This is a genomic window from Alcaligenes sp. WGS1538 (assembly GCF_043187505.1).
Lineage (GTDB): Bacteria > Pseudomonadota > Gammaproteobacteria > Burkholderiales > Burkholderiaceae_B > Alcaligenes.
The window spans coordinates 2176386-2197147 of sequence record NZ_CP171109.1 but is presented as its reverse complement, the minus strand read 5'-3'; the positions used below and the strand labels follow the sequence as shown (position 1 = coordinate 2197147).

Annotated in this window: 19 protein-coding genes and 1 pseudogene; 14 read left to right on the top strand and 6 right to left on the bottom strand. The window is 64.9% G+C overall.

Annotated features, from left to right (window positions below; translation table 11 throughout):
- Positions 1–13: 13 nt before the first annotated feature.
- Both ppa and ACF3ND_RS10225 read left to right on the top strand, forming a co-directional pair.
- Positions 14–550: an inorganic diphosphatase gene (ppa, locus tag ACF3ND_RS10230; protein WP_394060086.1), complete on the top strand. Its 537-nt coding sequence runs from the start codon at positions 14–16 to the stop codon at positions 548–550.
- Positions 547–1242, top strand: a complete 696-nt coding sequence (locus ACF3ND_RS10225) for a fumarylacetoacetate hydrolase family protein (protein WP_394060084.1) — start codon at positions 547–549, stop codon at positions 1240–1242. Before ppa ends, ACF3ND_RS10225 begins: the two co-directional genes overlap by 4 nt.
- A gap of 678 nt (positions 1243–1920) precedes the next feature.
- Here ACF3ND_RS10225 and ACF3ND_RS10220 read toward each other — a convergent pair.
- On the bottom strand, positions 1921–2838 hold the full coding sequence (locus ACF3ND_RS10220; RefSeq protein WP_394060083.1) for a LysR family transcriptional regulator: 918 nt from the start codon (positions 2836–2838) through the stop codon (positions 1921–1923).
- A 153-nt stretch (positions 2839–2991) separates the two neighbouring features.
- Between ACF3ND_RS10220 and ACF3ND_RS10215 the strand changes: the two genes are divergently transcribed.
- The gene (locus ACF3ND_RS10215; protein ID WP_394060081.1) at positions 2992–4191 is read left to right on the top strand and encodes an MFS transporter; all 1200 of its coding nucleotides are present in this window, start codon (positions 2992–2994) and stop codon (positions 4189–4191) included.
- An 85-nt stretch (positions 4192–4276) separates the two neighbouring features.
- On the opposite strand, the gene ACF3ND_RS10210 is transcribed toward ACF3ND_RS10215, so the two are convergent.
- A complete protein-coding gene (locus ACF3ND_RS10210; RefSeq protein WP_394060079.1) occupies positions 4277–4723 on the bottom strand; it encodes a winged helix-turn-helix transcriptional regulator in 447 nt (148 codons plus the stop codon).
- A 177-nt stretch (positions 4724–4900) separates the two neighbouring features.
- On the opposite strand from ACF3ND_RS10210, the gene ACF3ND_RS10205 reads away from it, so the two are divergent.
- The 9 genes and pseudogenes from ACF3ND_RS10205 (at position 4901) to ACF3ND_RS10165 (ending at position 15037) form a co-directional block, all read left to right on the top strand.
- Positions 4901–6079, top strand: coding sequence for an MFS transporter (locus tag ACF3ND_RS10205; protein WP_394065818.1), 1179 nt, complete (start codon positions 4901–4903; stop codon positions 6077–6079).
- 469 nt (positions 6080–6548) lie between these two features.
- Positions 6549–6806 carry a hypothetical protein gene (locus ACF3ND_RS10200; protein ID WP_394060077.1) on the top strand — a complete coding sequence of 86 codons (258 nt, stop codon included), beginning with the start codon at positions 6549–6551 and terminating at the stop codon, positions 6804–6806.
- Positions 6803–8185, top strand: a complete 1383-nt coding sequence (locus ACF3ND_RS10195) for a hypothetical protein (RefSeq protein WP_394060075.1) — start codon at positions 6803–6805, stop codon at positions 8183–8185. The genes ACF3ND_RS10200 and ACF3ND_RS10195 overlap by 4 nt, the downstream gene beginning before the upstream one ends.
- Positions 8186–8226: 41 nt before the next feature.
- A complete protein-coding gene (locus ACF3ND_RS10190) occupies positions 8227–8925 on the top strand; it encodes a pilus assembly protein TadE (protein WP_394060073.1) in 699 nt (232 codons plus the stop codon).
- Between the two features lie 589 nt (positions 8926–9514).
- Positions 9515–10399 (top strand): Flp pilus assembly protein CpaB, encoded by an 885-nt coding sequence (gene cpaB / locus ACF3ND_RS10185; protein ID WP_394060071.1) that lies wholly within the window; start codon positions 9515–9517, stop codon positions 10397–10399.
- Between the two features lie 38 nt (positions 10400–10437).
- Positions 10438–11768, top strand: a pseudogene (locus tag ACF3ND_RS10180) (type II and III secretion system protein family protein).
- On the top strand, positions 11755–13332 hold the full coding sequence (locus tag ACF3ND_RS10175) for an ATPase, T2SS/T4P/T4SS family (RefSeq protein ID WP_394060069.1): 1578 nt from the start codon (positions 11755–11757) through the stop codon (positions 13330–13332). Before ACF3ND_RS10180 ends, ACF3ND_RS10175 begins: the two are co-directional and overlap by 14 nt.
- Complete coding sequence (locus ACF3ND_RS10170; RefSeq protein ID WP_394060067.1) at positions 13329–14174, top strand: type II secretion system F family protein; 846 nt, start codon at positions 13329–13331, stop codon at positions 14172–14174. Before ACF3ND_RS10175 ends, ACF3ND_RS10170 begins: the two co-directional genes overlap by 4 nt.
- Positions 14175–14176: 2 nt before the next feature.
- The gene (locus tag ACF3ND_RS10165) at positions 14177–15037 is read left to right on the top strand and encodes a type II secretion system F family protein (RefSeq protein ID WP_394060065.1); all 861 of its coding nucleotides are present in this window, start codon (positions 14177–14179) and stop codon (positions 15035–15037) included.
- A 430-nt stretch (positions 15038–15467) separates the two neighbouring features.
- On the opposite strand, the gene ACF3ND_RS10160 is transcribed toward ACF3ND_RS10165, so the two are convergent.
- Positions 15468–16244 carry a BPSS1780 family membrane protein gene (locus ACF3ND_RS10160; RefSeq protein WP_394060063.1) on the bottom strand — a complete coding sequence of 259 codons (777 nt, stop codon included), beginning with the start codon at positions 16242–16244 and terminating at the stop codon, positions 15468–15470.
- A 15-nt stretch (positions 16245–16259) separates the two neighbouring features.
- Entirely contained in the window at positions 16260–17231 is a 972-nt protein-coding gene (locus ACF3ND_RS10155; protein ID WP_394060061.1) for a homoserine kinase, read from the bottom strand.
- A 224-nt stretch (positions 17232–17455) separates the two neighbouring features.
- On the opposite strand from ACF3ND_RS10155, the gene dusA reads away from it, so the two are divergent.
- Entirely contained in the window at positions 17456–18454 is a 999-nt protein-coding gene (gene dusA / locus ACF3ND_RS10150; protein WP_394060059.1) for a tRNA dihydrouridine(20/20a) synthase DusA, read from the top strand.
- An 11-nt stretch (positions 18455–18465) separates the two neighbouring features.
- On the opposite strand, the gene ACF3ND_RS10145 is transcribed toward dusA, so the two are convergent.
- Positions 18466–18927, bottom strand: a complete 462-nt coding sequence (locus ACF3ND_RS10145) for a CBS domain-containing protein (protein WP_394060057.1) — start codon at positions 18925–18927, stop codon at positions 18466–18468.
- Positions 18911–20269 (bottom strand): YihY family inner membrane protein, encoded by a 1359-nt coding sequence (locus ACF3ND_RS10140; protein ID WP_394060055.1) that lies wholly within the window; start codon positions 20267–20269, stop codon positions 18911–18913. The genes ACF3ND_RS10145 and ACF3ND_RS10140 overlap by 17 nt, the downstream gene beginning before the upstream one ends.
- A gap of 82 nt (positions 20270–20351) precedes the next feature.
- Here ACF3ND_RS10140 and ACF3ND_RS10135 point away from each other — a divergent pair, with 82 nt between their 5' ends.
- Positions 20352–20747: a DUF2069 domain-containing protein gene (locus ACF3ND_RS10135; RefSeq protein WP_394060053.1), complete on the top strand. Its 396-nt coding sequence runs from the start codon at positions 20352–20354 to the stop codon at positions 20745–20747.
- Positions 20748–20762: the final 15 nt, after the last annotated feature.

Sequence of the window (20762 nt, the reverse complement as noted above, 5' to 3'; positions counted from 1 at the left end):
AAGGTTTGCAAGAATGAGCCTAGACCGCGTGCCAGCCGGCAAGAAACTGCCCGACGAGTTCAATGTCATCGTTGAAATTCCCATGAACTCCGACCCCGTGAAGTACGAAGTCGACGAGACTGGCGCTATTTTCGTGGACCGCTTCATGCTGACCGCGATGCACTATCCCTGCAACTACGGTTACATCCCCCAGACCATCTCCGAAGACGGCGATCCAGTGGACGTGCTGGTCATCGCGCCGTTTCCCATCCAGATCGGCGCCGTGATCGCCTGCCGCGCCATCGGCGTGCTGAACATGGACGACGAAGCGGGCGGCGACGCCAAGCTGCTGGCCGTGCCCACGGACAAGCTGTATCCCCTGTACCGCCATATCCAGTCCCCCGACGACCTGCAGCCTGAAGAGCTCGAGCGCATCAAGCACTTCTTCGAGCACTACAAGGACATCGAGAAGGGCAAGTGGGTCAAGGTCAAGGGCTGGGACGGCGTGGAAGCCGCCAAGAAAGAGATCATCGACGGCGCCAAACGCTTCACAGACAGCCAATCCAAATGAATACCGTCATCCCCACGCCACCCCTCGCGGCGCTGAACGTCCAGGACAGCGACCAGCTCTTTCCCGTGCGCCGCATCTACTGCGTAGGCCGCAACTACGTGGAGCATGCCCAGGAAATGGGCTTCACCGGCCGCGAAGATCCTTTCTTCTTCTGCAAGCCGGCCGACGCCATCCTGAACGTGCAGCCGGGCCAGGTCTGCGACATGCCGTATCCTTCCCGCACCCAGGACCTGCACCACGAGATCGAGCTCGTCGTGGCGCTGTCCAAGGGCGGGCGTGATCTGTCGGTGCAGCAGGCCGCGGAATGCGTGTGGGGATACGCGGTAGGTCTGGACATGACCCGTCGCGATCTGCAGGCCCAGGCCAAGAAAGCCGGCCGCCCTTGGGAAGTCGGCAAGGCCTTCGACCACTCGGCGCCCACCGGCCCACTGGTGCCGCGCAGTCGCGTCGGCGAACTGACCGCCGGCGCCATCACTCTGGACGTCAACGGCGAGCGCCGCCAGAGCGGAGACCTTTCGCAACTGATCTGGAATGTGGCCGAGTCCATCGCCTATCTGTCGGGCCTGTTCGAGTTGCAGCCCGGCGACATCATCTTCACAGGCACGCCCGCAGGCGTCGGCGCGGTCGAGCGCGGCGATGTCATGCATGGCGCCATTGAAGGGGTGGGCAGCATAGGCGTGCGCCTGGTCTGATCGCCAGTCCTCGCGCAGGTTTCGCCGTTTGTGGCGAAGCGGAGCTGCGACAAAAGCATGCTTGTATCGTGACGAGGGAACTCCGGCCGGACGGTCGGAGCTCCTTCATTCCATTCATTGGGGAAGAACCCGCCTGCCATATGGTTGCAGGCGGTTTTTTTTATGACGGCGCCAGCCCGACTCTTCGAGTCGACCATCCAGTTGCTTGATACGGTGCGTCAGGCTTTCGGCGAGCAGGCTATCGACCGCCTGATCGACATGCGCGAGCAGAAAAGCCGGGAGTGGTACTTGCGTGAGCTGAGCGACGCACCTGATCTGAAAACCCGCGTTGCGCGGCGGCCACCGCATGCCAAGGCTTCTGCCGAGCAGAGTTGGCGGTGTTTGAGCAAGTTCCGCAGGCGCGTGTGGAACGCGTCGAACACATTCTCAAACGGGCACGACGTTGCGCCTACAAGGTCACTCCTATCCTGGATCGATGAGGATGAGCGCTCACCATGCAGGAATGGTGCAAGCGCTTTTCCATCGGCCTTGGCCTATGCAAATGATCTGTGCTCGGCCTGGCGTGCAGGCAGCCTGACGAGCAGAAGCAAAGCGGCAATGGCGAGCGCCCAGGCACTATGGATGCGTCAACGGCGCATGTGTACGAAAGCCGGAAGAAGAAGGCGTCATAGCGCTTCGTCAGTTCCGTATTTCTTCCCGCGCCATGTTATTCCCTGCGGAAAATGCGTCGACCATGAAGTCGATGAATACGCGCAGCTTCGGAGCCAGGTGTTTGCTCGACGGCCACAGCAGCCGGAAGGTGCCCTGATGCTCAATGTACGCATCCAGCACCGTGACCAGCTCGCCCCGCATTATGGCCTGCCGCACCATGAAATCCGGCAGACAGGCGATGCCCAGGCCCGCCATGGCCACATCCATCAAAGCCGCCGATGTGTTGCACGCCATTGTGGCGGGCAGCGTCCATGCGGGCACCTTTTCGTCGCGCTTCAATGGCCACGGCTCGAACTTGCCCGTGCTGGGAAACTTGTGCTGCAGACAAGCGTGCTGCGCCAGGTCGGCGGGAACCTCGGGCATCCCTCGCCTGGCCAAGTAGTCCGGCGAGGCGACCAGTTGCAGCCGGTAGTTGCCGAGCGGGCGCGACATGAGGCGTGAATCGCTCGGTTCTCCGGTGCGCATCACCACATCAAAACCTTCTTCTATCACGTCTACCAGGCGATCCGAGATATCCACGTCCAGTTCGATGGCCGGATAGCGGTGCATGAAGGCGGTCAACGCGGGCATGACCAGCATCCCGACCAGGGGCAGGCTGATGCGCAGCCGGCCCCGTGGGGCCTGCAGGGTTTCGGACAGTTCCAGCTCGGCCGCCTCGACTTCGCACAGGATGCGTCGGCAGCGCTCAAGGAACAGTGCACCCTCGGCGGTCAGCGTGATGCTGCGCGTGCTTCGGTGGAACAGACGCACGCCTAGCCGTTCTTCCAGTCGAGACACGCTTTTACCCACGGCTGATGACGATACGCCAAGGTTGCGCCCAGCCTCGGAGAAGCTGCGTGTCTCCGCCGCCTGCACAAAGAACGCGATGCCGCTGAGGGATTCCATGGTGTCACCAATTAAAGAAAATTTGTCTTATATGTTCAGAACATTAGCATTATTGTCTTATATAGAGGATAAGCGCACCATGACTTCCTACGTTCAATTCGTGCCGATTCCGTGCCATATGTGCTCGCCATCGGCACCTGAAAAGGCAGATACATGGAAATTTCGACAACAACGACACTCGGAACCGGCACAAAGTCGGCGCGCCTTCCCATTGCTTCGCTTCTGGCCCTGGCGCTTGCCGGCTTCGTCACGATCCTGACTGAAGCCCTGCCAGCGGGCCTGCTGCCGCAGATCAGCGCGGGGCTGGAGGTTTCCGAGGCACTGGCCGGGCAGCTCGTTACGGTCTACGCCATTGGATCGCTGGCGGCTGCGATCCCGATGACTGCCGCCACGCAGGGGGTGCGCCGTCGCCCGCTATTGCTTGCGGCTATTGCGGGTTTCGTCCTTGCCAATACCGTGACCACGTTTTCCAGCAGCTATGGCCTGACGATGATGGCGCGTTTCCTCGCGGGCGTGTCGGCCGGTCTGCTGTGGGCGCTGCTGGCCGGCTACGCCGCGCGGATGGTGTCCGCTCACCAGAAGGGCCGGGCCATCGCCATTGCGATGGTCGGCACGCCGCTGGCGCTGTCGCTGGGCGTGCCGGCGGGCACGTTCCTTGGCAAGCTGGTCGGCTGGCGGATGTGCTTCGGCATCATGAGCGGGCTCGCGCTGCTGCTCATGGTGTGGGTGCGCGTCAAGGTTCCGGACTTTGCTGGACAGTCAGCGGGCAAGCGGCGGTCGCTGGGGCATATCTTTACCGTGGCTGGTGTGCGTCCGGTGTTGTTCGTGGTGCTGGTCTTCGTGTTGGCACACAACATTCTTTATACCTACATCACGCCGTTCCTGGCGGCGGCGGGCATGGTTGAACGGACGGATTTGGTATTGCTGGTCTTCGGCGCTACCTCGCTGATGGGTATCTGGATCATCGGCGTGCTGATCGATCGCCATCTGCGTGGGCTGACGCTTGCCAGCACGGCCTTGTTCGGCCTGTCGGCGCTGGCGCTCGGCGCGGCGGGCGACGTGCCTGCGGCGGTCTATGCGGCGGTAGCCGCCTGGGGACTGGCTTTTGGCGGCGCGGCGACGCTGTTTCAGACCGCCATCGCCAAGACGGCCGGGGATGCGGCCGATGTGGCGCAGTCGATGCTGGTCACGGCCTGGAACATGGCTATCGCGGGCGGCGGCATCATCGGCGGCGTACTGCTGGATTACTTGGGCGTCGCTGCGTTCTCCCCTGCGCTGCTGGTGCTGTTGATGGTCACGTTCGTCGTGGTATGGGCCGCGAGACAGCACGGCTTTCCAGCGGCAGGGAGCTAAGACGCGATGAAACTTGGCATTCGATGTCGCCGAAGGATCGCGCTGCGCCTTCAAGGTGGGTTGGCGCAGTCCTTCGTGTACCGCCTCATATCACTTTCCGCACCTCGGTGACGGCGGGCGGCAGCGCAGAGCCATCCTTAGCTTGCGGTTCCATATGAAGAACCGGATTGCCCGTGCGCTTGTCGATCAGCACCGAATGGCGCTCGCCGCGCTCGAACAGGTGCCGCTCGCCCCATTGGCGCAGAGCCACCACGACGGGAAACAGGCTCTCGCCCTTGGCGGTCAGGACGTACTCCTGATAAGCCGTGCCATCCGAAGCGTCTTGTGTTTTGAGAACCCCCGCATCGACCAGCTTGCGCAGTCGGTCGGAGAGGATGTTTCGCGCCACCCCCAGGCTTCGTTGGAAATCGCCGAAACGGCGCATGCCATCGAAGGCATCGCGCACGATGAGAAGCGACCATCGATCCCCGATCAGATCGACGGAGCGGGCGACAGGACAAGGTTCGTCGCTGATGGGCTTGCGGCGCGGCATGGAATGTCCTCGCTGAATGACAGGGATAAATCTTCTGGTTGCATTTTAAAACCACATGGCCTAGCATTCAACTAGTTTTCTTTTGAAACTAGATTGGGTGAGCATGGGATCATGAAGGCTTTTCTTGCACCATCGTCACAGCCAGGCGGAAACAGCGCGCCGGCACAAGCTGCGGACATGCCCCGCAGCTTGGTATGGTTGTTCGCCGTTGCCAGCGGCTTGAGCGTGGCGAATGTTTATTACGCCCAACCTTTGCTCGACGCACTGGCGCGGGACTTTGACATCGGCCATGCGGCGGTCGGCGGCGTCATCACGGCCTCGCAGATCGGTTGTGCGCTGGCCTTGCTGCTGCTGGTACCGCTTGGCGATCGCCTGGATCGCCGCCGCCTGATGGCAATGCAGCTGCTGGCGCTGGTGGCAGCGCTGGCAGCAGTGGGCATGGCGCAGTCAGTACCTGGCTTACTGGCCGGAGTGCTTGCCATCGGCTTGCTGGGTACGGCGATGACGCAGGGGCTGATCGCCTATGCGGCCAGTGCCGCCGCGGCCCATGAACAAGGGCGTGTCGTCGGAGCGGCGCAAAGCGGCGTATTCATCGGGCTTTTGCTGGCTCGGGTGTTTGCCGGAAGCATCAGCGACCTAGCCGGCTGGCGCGGCGTTTATCTTTGCGCCGCTGCGCTGATGATGGTGCTCGCGCTGCCGCTTTGGAAGCGGCTGCCAATTCTGGCCGCCATGCCGAATGCGATGAGCTATCCGCGTCTGATCGCATCCATGCTGGCGCTGCTGCGGGAAGAAAAGGCGTTGCAAGTGCGAGGTGTGCTGGCGCTGCTGATGTTCGCGGCGTTCAATATCTTCTGGAGCGCACTTGTGCTTGCGTTGAGTGCGCCGCCCTATGGCTTCTCACATACCGTCATCGGTGCTTTTGGCCTGGTCGGCGTGGTCGGTGCGCTGGCCGCCGCTCGAGCCGGACAATGGGCCGACCGCGGATATGCCCAGCGCACCAGTGCGGCGGCGCTTGTAGCGCTGCTGTTGGCTTGGTGGCCGCTGTCGCTGATGGAACGCTCGCTTGGCGCACTGGTGGTCGGCATCGTGCTGCTCGATCTGGGCGGGCAAGCGCTGCACGTCACCAACCAGAGCATGATTTTTCGCACCCGGCCCGAGTCCCATAGCCGGCTGGTCGGTCTCTACATGCTGTTCTACGCGGTCGGCAGCGGGCTGGGCGCAATCGGCACGACGGCGACCTATGCCTATGCGGGCTGGCAGGGCGTGTGTTTGCTGGGCGCAGCGGTCAGTCTGCTGGCGCTGCTGTTCTGGTGGGCGACGCGGCGAATAAGGTTCCCAGCGGCGGCTCAGGCATGAAGCAGCGATTGGGGGATCTCGAATGAGCGAACTTGAGCTATTGACCCATGCCGGTGCACGCGGCCGTCGCTACACCGAAGTCAATGGTCATCGCCGCGTGTGTTTCTTCCGGACGCAGCGATTGCCGCATTGGCGGCCTATGACGATCCACTGTCCGAGCCTGGGTCGCCCGCTGAAACCAAGTTGACCATTCCTCGAACATGCAGCCCGACGCTGTATGCTCTGCGTTCCAGACGGCAGCTGTGTGTCCGATACCTGATTTTTCTATGCATCCGGCAGTCATTCTGCCTGCATTGTGGCTGGCGTTTCACATGCTCTGGGCCTGCATCTTGCTGGTGCTGGACGGGCGGTATTGAAGCAGGGGCGGCCGCCTGGCCTGCACTAAGACACTATCAGCCAGCTCGGTTTTTGCGAATTGGAGGGGGCGGGCGGGAAGGGCAGACTATGGACTGACTTTGGGGAGATTCCTATGAGGCAGTCCAGCATGCAGCAGCGCGGCCAGGGCATGGTCGAATACCTGGTCATCGTGGCCTTGGTGGCGGTGGCCGCCATCGCGGTGTATCAATCCTTCGGGCAGGTCATACGCAACCAGACAGCGGCCATGGCCAAGGAGCTGGCCGGCGAGGACGGGTCGGAGCAGACCCGCCAGGCTCAGTCGGCTGCTGCCGCGGCCGCCGCGCAGGGCGGCTCCAAGGGGCTCAAGTCCTTCACGGGCAATGCGCAATGACGCCACCGCGCAGGGCTCAGCAGGGCGCGGCGCTGGCTTGGGGGCTGGTGTCCCTGTCTCTTCTGTCCGTGGCATGGCTCGGGTATTTTCACGTCAACCAGATCGCCGAGCAGCAGGGGCGCTTGTCGCTCGTGCTGGATGCGGCCGCCTACAGCGCGGCGACCGAGCAGGCGCGCACCCTGAACCTGCTGGCCTACATCAATCGCGCCCAGCTGGGGCATCAGCTTGCCTTGGCGCACCTGCTGACCCTGGCCACCTGGGACCGGGCGGCGCAAACCCAGTCCGGGCAGATGCGGCGCGGCAATCCGCCCGCCTATCTGATCGCCATGATGTTCGGGCCGGGCCATGGGTCCGCCTACCTGGGCGCCCGTTCAGCCGGCGATGGCCAACGCTCCCTGGAGCAGGCCTTCGAGGGCCACCAGCAGCTGATCCATCAGGTGCTGGCCAAGGCGCAGGACCAACTGGTCCAGGAGCTGCCTCAACGTCGCTCCGCCATCATTCAGGCCATCCTGGACGGCAGCCTGCCGGATTGGCCGGCTCAGAATCGGTCCTGGCAACTGGAAGGGGACGGCTGGCCCGGTTTTCTGCAGCGGCGCAGCGGCCTGGCTCAGTGGCGGCCGGCATTGATGCGCTTGACGGCCTTGTACGGCTTTCTCGGACCGCGTGATCATCTTGCCAGCTCGTTCTGGGTCGTGGACCCTCGCTGTCCGCTGTGGCGGCATCGCTTGCGCCGCTTGGGGCGTACGGACATGGACGGCCATGGCCGCTGGCATTCCAGCGATACGCAATCCTTGCATGCCGTGCGAGCCAATCGTTGGCTGGGCTGCTATTTTCGCGAATATGCCATGGCCTGGGCCTTGCAGACGTCCATGGAAACGTCCGGCATCCAGGCGCCCGCGGATTTTTCCGCGCAGAGCTTCTGGCGTTGGGCCCTGGAACAGGGCAATACATCTCTTTTTTCGGCTGACGATAACGCCGTGGCCAAGGCGTGGGCCCGGCGCGACGTCACGGATTGGAAGCAGGCGGGCTTGCCGGAGGGATATTCGATCGCCATACCGGGCTCACGCCTTGGGCTGTGCTTGCGCATGCGCGGTCAAGGCCATCTTGGGCAGGCCGTTCATGCCCATTCTTGCGCTCAAACCTTCTTTTCTCTACCGCCCGGTTCCCATGACGAGGACTCTGGTTCGTCCAGCTTGTTTCTGCCTTTTTGGCAAGCGCGGCTGAGCGGCGCCGATCAAACAACTATACGCAAGCCTCGCCGTAGCAGGCGGGGCCAGGCAAGGCCGGCTCGCTGCAATGCGCGCAGCGCCCCGGCATCGCGGCAAAGAAGCGCCGGCTGCAAGGCCAGAGTTCTATATGTCGGCGGGGAGCAGTCATGATCAGGCGCCTTTTCGCAAACAGGCAGCAAGGAGCCGTGCTTGTGGAGGCCTGCCTTCTGGGAGTGGTGTTGTGCCTGTTGATCCTGAGCGGGCGCTGGCTGATGAGCCAGCAGAATCGCCTGCAGCAGCTACAACAGTTCAGCCATGCGCAGGTGTTCGCGCATGACTCGCAAGGCGCGCCGATCAGCGAAGGCCACGGGCTGCCGGAGGAGTTCCTCGTGAGCCGACGCTTCAACATATTGCCTGGCCAGGCGGCGGAGCCCTTGAGGATAGAGTTGCTGGGCATGCGAAGCGGCGCCTGGCAGGTCCAGTCCAGCATGGGCATGGACTGGCCGGCATGGATGCCCGGCGTGCAGGCGGCGCTGACGCTGGTGCGGCAATCTCATCTGCTGGCGGGAGCGGGGCAGGCGGACGATACGCAAAGTGCGAAGGCCCGTCTTGCCGGCAGCCGCAGTGCGTGGGGGCGCGCCACCCAGGCCAGCCTGCAGGCGGCGCAGGCAAGCATGCAGGCAGCCGCACCGCTGGATTCGGCCTGGGGGCGGACGCTCCCGGACCTGGATTGGCTGGGCCCTTGGCAGGATGTCGCACCGGATCTGAGCACGCGCTTGTGCGCAGGCGACGCTGCTGATGGCGAAGCCGAGCAAGGCCGCATCAACGCGGCACTGCAGGCGCCTGCGCATTGTGGCGCAGATGCTGCGGCCGGCCTGGCGGGGTTCTCGAGCCGACTGGAGGCGCCGTGAAATCCTGGCTTGTATTTTGTCTGCTGCTCTTGTCTGGATTCTGTTTGGCTGCGGCGGTACCGCCTCCTTTGAACGACCCGGCGGTGAACTGGAGCGGGGGCCAGGGCAGTCGCACGCCTCAAGGGGTGTTGTGGTCCTGGAACATGCGGACAGATTTGCCCGCACAGGATTTGTCGGAGCGGCTCGAATCGGCTTGCGGTGCGTTCCACCGCGCCCTGCGCCTGCACAAACAATGGGTCTTCAGCGCGCAGCACGGGAACAGAAGCTGCGTGCTGTGGCTGGACGGCTTGCACGGGCCGGACTTGTCAGGTTCTTTGAGCATGTCGGAGGCGGGCCGCCCGGAGCCAATGCCGCCAGCGCCCATCCCCGGGCCTGTGTTGTGGCAACACGAACAGCAAGGGGAAGGGCGGGTCTGGCTGGTCCAGGTCCAGGATGGCTGGCGCACCCGTCTAGGCGAAGCGGGCTGGCGCCCGGCCGCCTCAGGGAGCGTCTGGAGGCGGGAGCAGTCCGTGCTTGAAGTCGTCGAGGTGGAGCATGGGCGCCTCATGTATCTGTTGGTGATCTGCAGGGGCTGTACACAGGAGTCGCCATGACTGTTTCCGACTTGTTTCGTGTTGTTCGCCATCCCAGCGTCGGATTGGGTGGAGCGGCTTTGCTGGCGGGCCTGATGGCGGCCGGGTCCATGAGCGAGTATCTTGATCAGCAGGAGCAGGCGCTGCGTCAGGCCGCAGTCCGTCCGCATGTCGAGCGCGTAGTCGCCGCCGTCGCGCTGGAAGCTGGAACGGTGTTGCAGGTTGCGCATCTGGCCGCGCGCGCCTATCCGGCGGAACTGGCGCCCAGCGACAGCCTGGACGCGTCGCGTTTCGAGGATCTGGACGGCATGGTGCTCACCCAGGCTCTGCGGGCGGGGGATCTGATCACCCGAGCGCACGTGCAGGCGCCCTCCGGGCCTTTCTCCGAACAGTTGCTGTCGGGCAGGCGCGCCGTGACGGTGCCGGTCGATGCGCTCAGTTCGGTTTCCGGCCTGATCCGCCCCGGCGACCTGATCGACATCTACGTCAGTTTCGACGATCGCCAGCGGCGCGTCACCGCTCCTTTGCTGCAGTCCGTGGCCGTGCTGGCCACGGGCCACAAGGCGCAGGGAATGGGGGGCGGCCCAGGCGCTGAAACGCAGGACTACAACACGCTGACCCTGGACGTGGGGCCGGACGAGGCCCTGAAGCTGCTGGCGGCTCGCCAGCACGGCCGCATCACGGCCTTGCTGCGCCATCCCGAGGACCAGACGCCCCATCAAGCCGCCGTGCGCGGCGAACTGGCCGATATCCTGGGCCTCGCACCGGATGGCGCTCCCGGCAAGCCCGTGGAGGTCCTGTACGGCAATCGGCCGTCGCACGATGACGGGTCGCCGGAGTTGGAAAGGCTGGGCTGGCTGGACTTGCCTGATGCCCTTCCCGTGCCAAAGGGGCGGCCATGAAAGAGACCAGGCGTCTTTGCCGGTGGCTGGGCCTGTTCATGCTGGGCTGGATGCCCGCACAGCTCTGCGCGCAGGATCTGGCTTTGCAGGTGGGCGAATTGCTGGTCCTGCCAGGCGGCCAGGTCGAACGTGTGGCGGTGGGCGACGGCGATATTGTCCATGCGGTCACCACGGATGCGCGCGAATTGATCTTGTTCGCGCGCAAGGCGGGCGCCACGTCGGTGCAGGTCTGGCGCAGTTCGGGCCAAAGCCGCTCGTACCAGGTGCAGGTCTCGCCCGAGAACCATCGCCAGACCCTGTCCGAATTGCGGGAGCTGTTGGCGCGCATTCCGCAATTGCGTATCAGCGAACTGGGCGGCAAGCTGGTGCTGGAAGGCGAAGGGCTCAGCGACCAGGACAAGGAACGCATCCAGTCCCTCAGCCAGCAGCACCCGCAGCTGCTGGACTTCACCCAGCAGGACGGCTGGGAACCCATGGTGCTGCTGGACGTGCAGGTGGTCGAGGTGCCCCGCAACAGTCTGCGCGAACTGGGCGTACGATGGGAGGGCGCTTCCCAGGGGGATTGAGCATGGGGGGAGGCTGGGACGCCGCCACGCATCAGTTCCTGGAGCGCCCCGGCGAAGCCGTGCTGCCCTTGCCCTATCCGGCGCGGCATGGCGCGGCCTTCTTCGGAGTGGGAGCGCTGATGTCGGCCCGGGTGCAGGCCATGGCTCAGGAGGGCCAGGCCGTGGTGCTGGCCCAGCCTCAGCTTCTGGCGCGCAGCGGCTCGCAGGCCGAGTTCCTTGCCGGCGGCGAATTGCCTTATACCGTGACGGACGCCAAGGGCAACAGCAACACGGCGTTCAAGCCCTACGGCGTGTCATTGCGCATCGTGCCGCGGGTGGAGCGCGGCGGTCTGGTGCGTTCGCGCATCGAGGTCGAAGTCAGCTCGGTGGATGCCAGCCTGTCGCAGCCCGCGGGACCCTCGCTCAAGACCCGCCGCGCCTCGACGGAGTTCAATGTGCGCTCCGGACAGACGCTGGTGCTGGCCGGCTTCATTTCGCGCGAGGAATCCCGCCACGTCGACCGGCTGCCGGGCCTGGCCAGCCTGCCCGTCCTGGGGGCGCTGTTCCGTTCGGAGCGCTTCGCCCGCCAGGAGACGGAGCTGGCGGTGTTCGTCACGCCCACCCTGGTGACCGCGGATCATCCGGATCTGCTCTCGCGTCAGGCGAACTCGGCCCAGTGGCTGGAACAGGCCTTCCCCGATGCGCCCAGGCTGAACACGCCGGTACGCAGCCCCGTCGCCGAGCCCGCGGCAGATTCGTTCTGGCGCGGCAGTGCATCCCAATGGCGCAATTCCGATGCCGAGGTCTACCGTGTTGAGCCTTGAAGTCTGCTCCGAGCGCGACGCTGCGCGCCGCTGTTCTCTGGCCCTGCCCGCGCTGGTGGGACGGGATCCGGGCTGCGACCTGGTCCTGCCGTCCTGGCGTATCGCCCGCCAGCATGCCAGCCTTCTGGACCGGGCGGGCGCCGTGTACGTGCAGGACCATGGCTCCCTGACCGGAGTGCTGCTCAATGGGCGGCGTGTCTACGACGACGGGCCCTTGCGCCAGGGCGACGTGCTGACTCTGGGAGGTTTTACCCTGCGGGTGCTGGGCTTGCTTCATGCGCCATCCGAAGCGGACAGGACGCGGGGAGTCGAGCCCGTCGAGCAGGCGGAACCGCTTGCATCGCCGCCCCCGCAGAGCGCGATGTTCAGGCAGGAACAACAGCGCCTGCATCAGGCCTTGCTCGATGCCCTGGAGCTGGAGCGCCGCGACCTGTCCAGGGTCAGCGATCAGCAGTTGTATCAAGAGGCCTATGAGTGCGTAGGCCGGCTCATCCAGGCCCAATGCGCCTTGCCGCCCGTCGAGCAGGCCGGCCTGCAGGCGGCGGTGTGCGCCGAAGCAGTGGGTCTGGGGCCTCTGGAACCCTTGCTGGCCGACCCCGGCGTATCGGAGATCATGGTCAATCATTACGCCAGCGTCTTCGTGGAGCAGGGCGGGCGCCTTCAGCCGCACCCGGCCTCCTTCAGCAGCGAAGCGGCCCTGAGGGCCGTCATCGATCGCATCCTGGCGCCGATCGGGCGCCGCCTGGATGTCAGCTCGCCGGCCGTGGACGGCCGGCTGTCCGACGGCTCCCGCTTCCATGCCGTGCTGGCCCCGGTCGCGGTCAAAGGCACTTGCGTGACCATACGCAAGTTTCCCGGACGCCGCCTGTCGCTGGACGATCTGCTGCGCTCAGGCAGTCTGTCCGCCGACATGGCTGCCTTCCTGCGCCAGGCCGTGGACCAGCGCTGCAATGTGCTGGTGTCCGGCGGCACCGGTACGGGCAAGACGACCTTGCTCAATGTGCTCAGCACCTGCATCGATCCCGGCGAGCGCATCGTCACGCTGGAAGATGCGGCGGAACTGCAGTTGCAGCATGCGAACTGGGTGGCGTTGGAATCGCGCCCCGCCAATGCGGAGGGGCAGGGCCAGGTGGACATACGCAGCCTGCTGCGCCAGGCCTTGCGCATGAGGCCGGACCGGATCGTGGTGGGGGAGTGCCGCGGGGCGGAGGCTTTCGACATGCTCTCGGCCATGAACACCGGTCACGAAGGATCCATGGGAACCTTGCATGCGAACAGCCCCCGCGACGCCTTGTCCCGCCTGGAGGGCATGGTCCTGATGGCGGGGCTGGACCTGCCCCTGAACGTCGTGCGCGAACATATCGCCCGGGCCCTGCATGTGCTGGTTCAACTGTGCCGCTTGCCGGACGGCCGCCGCCTGATCAGCGAGATCGTTGAAGTGACCGGCATCGAAGGGCACTGCATTCAGATGCAGACCTTGTACAGCTATCGCCCCGAGGGCGGCTTCAGCGGCAGCGGCCTGGTGTCCGAGCGCCTGGGCTTGCTCCGGAGGGAGCGGCCATGAAGCCCGTGGCGCTCATTCTTGTGCTGCTGGGCGCGTGCCTGCTGGCGCTCCTGCTGCTGCGCCTGTCCAGCGGGCTGGCCCGGTCCTATCGCCGGCACCTGCAGGCCAGTTCCAGGGACAGCCTGCAGTCTCATTTTGTCTTCGTACGCAGCCAGTACCTGGTAGCGGCCAGCGTGGCGCTGCCGCCCGTGCTTCTGGCGCTCGTCTGGTGGTTGTGGCAATCGCTCGTGCTGGCGGCGGCTTGCGCCATTGCGGGGCTGGTGCTGCCTATCCTGCTGCTGCGCGGCGTGCGGGCCCGCCGCCTGCAGCGCCTGCGCCGGCAATTGCCGGATTTTGTCCTGTCCCTGGCCCTGGCGCTGCAAGCCGGCCTGGCTCTGCAGGCCGCTTTGCAGCAATTGGCGCAATCTCTCGCGCCGCCTCTGGGGCAGGAGCTGCGCCTGCTCTTGCGTCAACAGCGGCTGGGCCTGGGACGGCAGGCCAGCTATGAGGAACTGCTGGCGCGCGCGCCCCTGGCCGAGCTGGGCATGTTTTTGAGCGTGCTGCACATGGGGCTGGGAACAGGAGCCGGCATGGCCGGCATGCTCAGGATTCTGTCGCAGACCTTGCGAAACCGCCTGGCCATGGAAGAGAAAATCCAGGCTCTGACCGCTCAGGCTCGTCTGCAGGCGCGCATCATGCTGGGATTGCCGGTGCTGCTGGCCGCTGCCCTGTACGCGCTGGATCCGGAAGGCTTTGGCCAGGCCTGGTTCAGCCGGGCCGGCGCCTGGGTGGCGGCAGGCATCCTGGCCATGCTGTCCACCGGCCTGTGGTGGATGCGCCTGATTCTGCGCGGCAAGGAGTAGGCATGCATCGAATTTCCTGGTTGCTGGCCGGTGCGAGCGCAAGCTGTTTGTTGATGGCCTTGCTGTGGGGCTGGCAGGCGCGCTGTCGGCAGTTGATGCGAGCTGGCCGGCGGCCCGCACAAGCAGCCCTGCAGGCCTGGGAGGCCCCATTTCTCAAGTTGCTGGCGATGGCGGGCTCCTTGCCTTTGATCAACGAATGGCTGTATCGCTTCGCCCAGCCGACGGCTCGGGATCCGGTCGGCGCCTTGGCCAGGACCTTGGCGCTGGCCAGTCTGCTTGCACTGGGCAGTGCGGCGGCCTTGTTGCGTCTGGGTTTTCCGTTGCGCGCCACCGCGTGGTCCTGCGCGGCCATCGTGCCGGTCAGCCTGATGCATTGGCTGCAGCAGGTGCGCATCTCCCAGCGCAAGCTGGCCGGCGTCTGTCGTCGCGACCTGCCGTTCTTTCTGGACCTGCTGGTGTTGGCGGTGGAGTCGGGGCTGGGGCTGCAGCAAGCATGGACCCAATCCCTGGAAAGTCTTCCCGATGGCGCCTTGAGGCATGTCCTGTCCATGGCGCTGGCGGACATGCGCACCGGGCGACGGCTCTCGCAGACCATGCGTTCCGCGGGTCGGCGGATCAGGCTGGCGGACCTGGAGGAACTGGCCCTGGCGCTGGAGCTGGCCCAGGAGACGGGCCTGTCCCTGGCAAGCTTGCTGCGCGCCCAATCGGAGCAGTTGCGCAACCGCTTGCACCTGGAAGCCGAGCAGCGGGCCCTGAAGCTGCCTGTCCACCTGCTTCTGCCTTTGGTGGTCTGCATCTTTCCCTGCACCTTCCTGGTCCTGGGCATGACCTTGCTGGGGCCATGGCTGTCAGCGCCTTTCTGAGGCGGCGCTCATGGACGCACGTCTGCTATGCCTGCATGATGCCCGTCACGCCTGGTCGCGGCTCCGTGGCTGGCGTGCGCTTCCGCGCGACGGCGGCCTGCACGGCATGTGGTTGCGGCCTTGCCGAGCCGTTCATACCTGGGGGCTGCGCGAGCCCTTGGATCTGTGTTTTCTGGATCGATGCGACCAAGCCTTGCGTTTTTGCTCTCATGTGCCGGTCGGTACCTGGCGCTGGTGCCCGCAAGCGTATTCCGTGCTGGAGGCGCCGGCGGGGCTCTTGTGCGGTCCCGAGGGATTCGGGCCATGGCGGGATGCCTTGCGGCAACTGCGGCAGGGCGGAGGGCGCGTCTGGGTAAGTCTGGGTAAGTCTGGGTGAAGCCGATGACAGGCTCGGTCCGCAACATCGGACCGAGCCTGTCATCGGGCCGGATCAGACGGTCGGCCTGGGGGTGGAATCCCCGAATACGCTGCGATAGGCCGGGTAGAAGCTGGCGTAGAGCACGGCGGCGATCGCCAGGTTGACGGGAGTCAGCAGCACCGTGAGCGTGCCGGGGCTCAGGCCGGCGCCCAGCATGAGCTGGCCCAGGGTCTGAAGGCCATAGAAGGCGGCGGCCCAGCACAGGCCATAGAGCAGAAAGGCCGCCTTGTTGCGCCAGCAGGCCACCATGGAAAAGAACAAGGCCTGCTTGATGGGCACGGCGTGCCAGCCCACCAGGGCGGGTGCGTGCCAGAACAGGCCCGACAAGCCGATGTACAGGATGAAGAAGGTCAGGATGGGCTTGCGGAAGGCCGACATGATTTCTTCCGGGCTGGCGGCATTGCTGTTGGCCATCAGGTCGGCCAGCTCCTGCACGAAAGGCGCGGTGGCGAGGAACCCCGCAGCCAGGCAGGCCAGCAGATAGACCAGGCCAAGCTGGATCAGGCGGGCGCGTACGTTGGAGGGCTTGACCGGCTCCAGCCACAGGCCCAGCCGCATGGTCTGGCCGGCGTCTATGCGCCGGCAGGCGTTCTGCACGATGAAGGTCATGGAAGGCACGAGCACGATCAGGATCATCTGGCCGAAGATCGGGAAGAGAGTGCTCAGATTGATCAGGATGGATGTCACCAGGCTCCAGAAGAAGAGCGCGGCGGGTTGCAGCCTGAACAGCCGCATGCCTTCCTGGATCCAGTACCAGCCATAGAGAAAGGGGAGCTTGGCAGCCTGCATGGTCGGTATCCGTGATCAGCGCGGCAAGGCGGGCGCGCCGTGGTCGCGGCGCTGGCGCAGCACGCGCTCGAAATGGCGGGGGTCGTGGGGCTTGAGCGTCTGGGCCGGACGCGGCAGGTAGAAGTCGTACAGGCGCGACACCCAGAAGCGCAGGGCGGCCGCCTGGATCAGGCGCGGCCAGGCTTGCCGTTCGGCGTCGGTGAAGGGGCGCACCTGGGCGTAGGCCTGCAGCCAGGCCTGCGCTTTCGCCAGGTCCAGGGCGCCGGTCAGGCGGTCTATGCACCAGTCGTTCACGCCCACGGCCACATCGAACAGCCAAGTGTCGCAGCCTGCGAAGTAGAAGTCGATGATGCCGCCCATCTGCGGAGAATCCGAAGTGCCGGCAAACAGCACATTGTCGCGGAACAGGTCGCAGTGGGCCGGCCCCTTGGGCAGGCTGCGGTAGCAGTCCGTGGCGGCGAAATCGGTCTGTTCCTGCAGCACGGTCTGGATCAGTTCAGCCTGGCCGGCATCCAGGAAAGGCAGCACCTGGGGTACGGTGGCCTGCCACCAGGACAGGCCGCGCAGATTGGGCTGCTCCAGCGGGAAGTCCTGCGCGGCCAGGTGCGCCCGGGCCTGGGTGGCGGCGGTCTGCCGGCAGTGTTCCACGGTGGGATCGGGCTCGTAGCCTCCGCGCAGGCGCGTGACGATGGAGCAGGGCTTGCCGTGCATGACGCCGATGCGCTTGCCGTCGCGGCGCGTCATGGGCTCGGGCACCGGCACGCCCTTGGCGGCCAGGTGATGCATCAGTTCGATGTAGAAGGGCAGTTGTTCCAGCGTCAGCACTTCGAACAGGGTCAGGACATACTCGCCTTGCGTGGTGGTCAGGAAGTAATTGGTGTTTTCAATGCCGGCGGTGATGCCGCGCAGGGAGACCAGCTCCCCGATGTTGTAGTGGTCCAGCAGTGCGCGGGCATCCAGTTCGCTGACAGAGGTAAAAACAGCCATGCTTGATTCAGTGTCCGGTTTGAAGGTGGCGGCGCGCCGGCCGGCGCGCAAAGAAGAGCCAAACGGCCGATTTTAGACCAGTGCGCGGGCTTTTTGGGGCGTGTCGCGGATTTTGGCGCAAGACCGGGCGCGCGGCGCCGGTTTTCCCCGCGGCCCTTAAGCTATTAAAATAACAGCTTGTCTCTTGCGCCCGCCCATTGCCGCGGGCCTTTACCCGAATCCATATGAATACACCCACCCTGCCTGACGGCCAGATGTGGCGCTTGAGCGTGGCGCCCATGATCGATGTGACCGACAGGCACAGCCGCTTCTTTCACCGCCTGCTGGCGCCTCGGGCGCTGCTGTTCACCGAGATGATCACCACCGGTGCGCTGATACACGGCGACCAGGCCCGCCACCTGGATTTCGACCCGGCCGAGCATCCCGTGGCCCTGCAACTGGGCGGCAGCGATCCGCAGGCGCTGGCCGCCAGCGCCCGGCTGGGCGAGCAATGGGGCTACGACGAGATCAACCTGAATTGCGGCTGTCCTTCGGAGCGCGTCCAGAAGGGGGCGTTCGGCGCCTGCCTGATGGCCGAACCGCACTTGGTCGCCGATTGCGTCAAGGCCATGCAGGACGCTGTTTCCGTACCGGTCACGGTCAAGCACCGCCTGGGCCTGGACTACAGCGAATCCTATGATTTCGTGCGCGATTTCGTGGGCATACTGTTCGAGGCCGGCTGCCGCGTGTTCACCGTGCATGCGCGCAATGCGGTGCTCAAGGGCTTGTCCCCCAAGGACAACCGCGAGATTCCTCCCTTGCGCTACGATGCGGCCCGGCAGCTCAAGGCCGATTTCCCGCAGGCGCGGTTCGTGCTCAACGGAGGCATCGTCCAGGCCGACCAGGCCGTGGAGCTGGAGCGGCAGTTCGATGGCGTCATGCTGGGCCGCGCCGCCTGGCATACGCCCGGCGTGCTCACCGACATCCATCGCCGCTTGTGGCCGTCCGAGGCCATCCCGGACGAGGACAGCGTCATCGAACGCATGCAGGCCTATGCCGCCGCGCAGGTGCGGGCGGGCGTGCCGCTGCGCATCGTGGTCAAGAGCCTGCTGGGCTGGCCGCACGGCAAGAAGGGCGCGCGCCAGTGGCGCCGCACCCTGACCGATCCCGCCTTGCTGGCCGGAAACGACGCAGGCCTGCTCGCGCAGGCCTGGCAGGAGCTCAAGCGCCAGAACGGCGCCTGAGAGCGGCGGGATCAGTTGGCCCCGGCCGATTCGGAGTCGGTGGGCCAGTCGCGGATGTAGGCCTTGAGCATCTTGTTCTCGAATTGCTGGGCGTGCACGATGGCGCGCGCCATGTCGTAGAAGGAGATGACGCCCATCAGCGTGGGGCCGTCCATGACGGGCATGTAGCGCGCGTGGTTGTCCAGCATCAGGCGCTGTACTTCATCGGCGCTGGTGTTGGGTGTGACGCTGACCGGCGCATCGTCCATGATGCTGCGCACCGTGAAGCCCGAGGCCTTGTCGCCATGAGCGTGCCAGTGGCGGATGATTTCGCGGAAGGTCAGCATGCCGACCAGCTGGCCGTGCTCCATGATGACCAGCGAGCCTATGTCCAGCTCGCTCATGCTCTGCACGGCTTTTTCGACGGTCATGTCGGGGGTGCCGGTATAAAGCGTGTCACCTTTGACACGCAGGATTTCACTGACTTTTAGCATGCTGGGTCTCCTGGCGGATATCGGAATTCTGTGGGGCTGGGCAGGCTGCAAGTACGCCGTCGGGCGATTCAAACAGGTTTTCCAGATTGGACATTCGCTGGTCGAAGAAGTGGGATAAATAGTTCAGTACATATTCTAGCGGACCCTCGTGGGCGTGGGAGCGGTCCAGGAGAAATGTCTTTATCAGCGTATTCAGGCTGACCTGGCGCAAATCGCTGCTAAGCACCCAGACTTCGTCCTCGTTCTGAAGGGTGTCGGCGATCAGGCCCATGTCCTTGAGCTTGCACATGACCTGGTTCAGCTCGTCCGGATCCCGTTCCAGCCGCAGGCTGAGCGAACTGATGCTCAGCCCGGGCAGGGGATCGAGACGGTTCAGCCAGAGCTGATGCAGGATGTTCACCGCGTCGGTGAAGGCGATGCCCGGCACGTCGAGCTTGACCCAGTTGCGCCGCCGCCAGTCGGGCAGGATGGCGACCATGGATGCGCCCAGCAGCACGATCAGCCAGGATATGTAGATCCACAGCAGGAAGATGGGCAAGGTGGCGAAGGCGCCGTAAATGATGGTGTAGGTCGGGAAACGCGTGAGGTAGAAGGCGAAGCCCGCCTTCATGACTTCAAGGGCGGCGGCGGTCGCCACTCCGCCCACCAGCGCATCGCGCCACCAGACGCGGCGGTTGGGCACGTACATGAAGAGCGCCGTGAAGCCCAGCGCGCTGAACAGGAAGGGAACATAGGACAGGGCGAAGGACACGATGTCCGACAGATCGCCGATATAGCCCAGGGATTCGCGCGCCAGCACGGCGGTGGCCCACAGGCTGGCGCCGGTCAGGATGGGGCCCAGCGAGATGATGGCCCAGTAGACCAGCAGGCGCTGGCCCAGCGGCCGCTTGACGTGAACCTGGAAGATGTCGTTGAAGGTCTCGTCTATGGTCATGATCAGCATGATGGACGTGACGATCAGAAACAGGCTGCCCACGGCGGTCAGGCCCGAGGCCTTGGCGGCAAACTGGTTCAGGTACAGCATCACGTTTTCCGACACCACTTCGGGCATCAGGTTGCGGGTCAGAAAGCCTTCCAGGGCCTGCTCGAACTCCTGGAACAGCGGGAAGGCCGTGAACAGGGCCAGCACGACGGTCAGCATGGGCACCAGGGCGAGAATGGTGGTGTAGGTCAGGCTGGAGGCCACCTTCATCAGGTCTTTCTCGGCGACGCGCTTGAACACGAAGCGCACGATGTCCAGCAGGTGCGCCAGGCCTTTGCGCGGCGGCGCGGACGTCGGCTGGCCTGTCGGAGGGGCGGCAGTGTGCGGGGAATGGGCGTCGCTGGACGGCACAGGGAGCATGTAGGAGTCCTCGTCGTTTTTCGGGGCGTGTTTCGTGCGCCGGGCGCTGCTTTTTCGACATGGTTCAGGTGATAATAACAGCATGCATGCACCATTGAACCCCATACTTCATCGCGTGGCCGCCTCGGCGCTGGTCGCCCTCATCGTCCTTTGCCTGGCCTGGGAGCTGCATTTCGCGCCCCTCAAGCCCGGCGGATCCTGGCTGGTGCTCAAGGTCGTGCCCCTGCTGTTTCCGCTGCGCGGCGTGCTCAAGGGCAATCTGTATACCTTGCAGTGGACCTCCATGATGATCCTGCTGTATTTTGCCGAGGGCGTGGTGCGGGCCTGGTCCGATCCCGTGGCCACCGTCCTGCCCTGGGCGCTGGGCGAAATCGTTCTGGCGCTCATTTTCTACTTCTGCGCCATCTTCTACCTGTGGCCGGCCAAGAAGGCCGCCAAGCAGCGCGCCAAGGCCGAAAAAGCCGCCCGGTCGGCATAACGAACGTGTCCATGA

What these genes read in the sequence shown, in the direction of transcription:
- ppa (WP_394060086.1), top strand. Translation starts at nt 14, where the DNA reads ATGAGCCTAGACCGCGTGCCAGCCGGCAAGAAACTGCCCGACGAGTTC.
- ACF3ND_RS10225 (WP_394060084.1), top strand. Translation starts at nt 547, where the DNA reads ATGAATACCGTCATCCCCACGCCACCCCTCGCGGCGCTGAACGTCCAG.
- ACF3ND_RS10220 (WP_394060083.1), bottom strand. Translation starts at nt 2,838, where the DNA reads ATGGAATCCCTCAGCGGCATCGCGTTCTTTGTGCAGGCGGCGGAGACA.
- ACF3ND_RS10215 (WP_394060081.1), top strand. Translation starts at nt 2,992, where the DNA reads ATGGAAATTTCGACAACAACGACACTCGGAACCGGCACAAAGTCGGCG.
- ACF3ND_RS10210 (WP_394060079.1), bottom strand. Translation starts at nt 4,723, where the DNA reads ATGCCGCGCCGCAAGCCCATCAGCGACGAACCTTGTCCTGTCGCCCGC.
- ACF3ND_RS10205 (WP_394065818.1), top strand. Translation starts at nt 4,901, where the DNA reads ATGCCCCGCAGCTTGGTATGGTTGTTCGCCGTTGCCAGCGGCTTGAGC.
- ACF3ND_RS10200 (WP_394060077.1), top strand. Translation starts at nt 6,549, where the DNA reads ATGAGGCAGTCCAGCATGCAGCAGCGCGGCCAGGGCATGGTCGAATAC.
- ACF3ND_RS10195 (WP_394060075.1), top strand. Translation starts at nt 6,803, where the DNA reads ATGACGCCACCGCGCAGGGCTCAGCAGGGCGCGGCGCTGGCTTGGGGG.
- cpaB (WP_394060071.1), top strand. Translation starts at nt 9,515, where the DNA reads ATGACTGTTTCCGACTTGTTTCGTGTTGTTCGCCATCCCAGCGTCGGA.
- ACF3ND_RS10170 (WP_394060067.1), top strand. Translation starts at nt 13,329, where the DNA reads ATGAAGCCCGTGGCGCTCATTCTTGTGCTGCTGGGCGCGTGCCTGCTG.
- ACF3ND_RS10165 (WP_394060065.1), top strand. Translation starts at nt 14,177, where the DNA reads ATGCATCGAATTTCCTGGTTGCTGGCCGGTGCGAGCGCAAGCTGTTTG.
- ACF3ND_RS10160 (WP_394060063.1), bottom strand. Translation starts at nt 16,244, where the DNA reads ATGCAGGCTGCCAAGCTCCCCTTTCTCTATGGCTGGTACTGGATCCAG.
- ACF3ND_RS10155 (WP_394060061.1), bottom strand. Translation starts at nt 17,231, where the DNA reads ATGGCTGTTTTTACCTCTGTCAGCGAACTGGATGCCCGCGCACTGCTG.
- dusA (WP_394060059.1), top strand. Translation starts at nt 17,456, where the DNA reads ATGAATACACCCACCCTGCCTGACGGCCAGATGTGGCGCTTGAGCGTG.
- ACF3ND_RS10145 (WP_394060057.1), bottom strand. Translation starts at nt 18,927, where the DNA reads ATGCTAAAAGTCAGTGAAATCCTGCGTGTCAAAGGTGACACGCTTTAT.
- ACF3ND_RS10140 (WP_394060055.1), bottom strand. Translation starts at nt 20,269, where the DNA reads ATGCTCCCTGTGCCGTCCAGCGACGCCCATTCCCCGCACACTGCCGCC.
- ACF3ND_RS10135 (WP_394060053.1), top strand. Translation starts at nt 20,352, where the DNA reads ATGCATGCACCATTGAACCCCATACTTCATCGCGTGGCCGCCTCGGCG.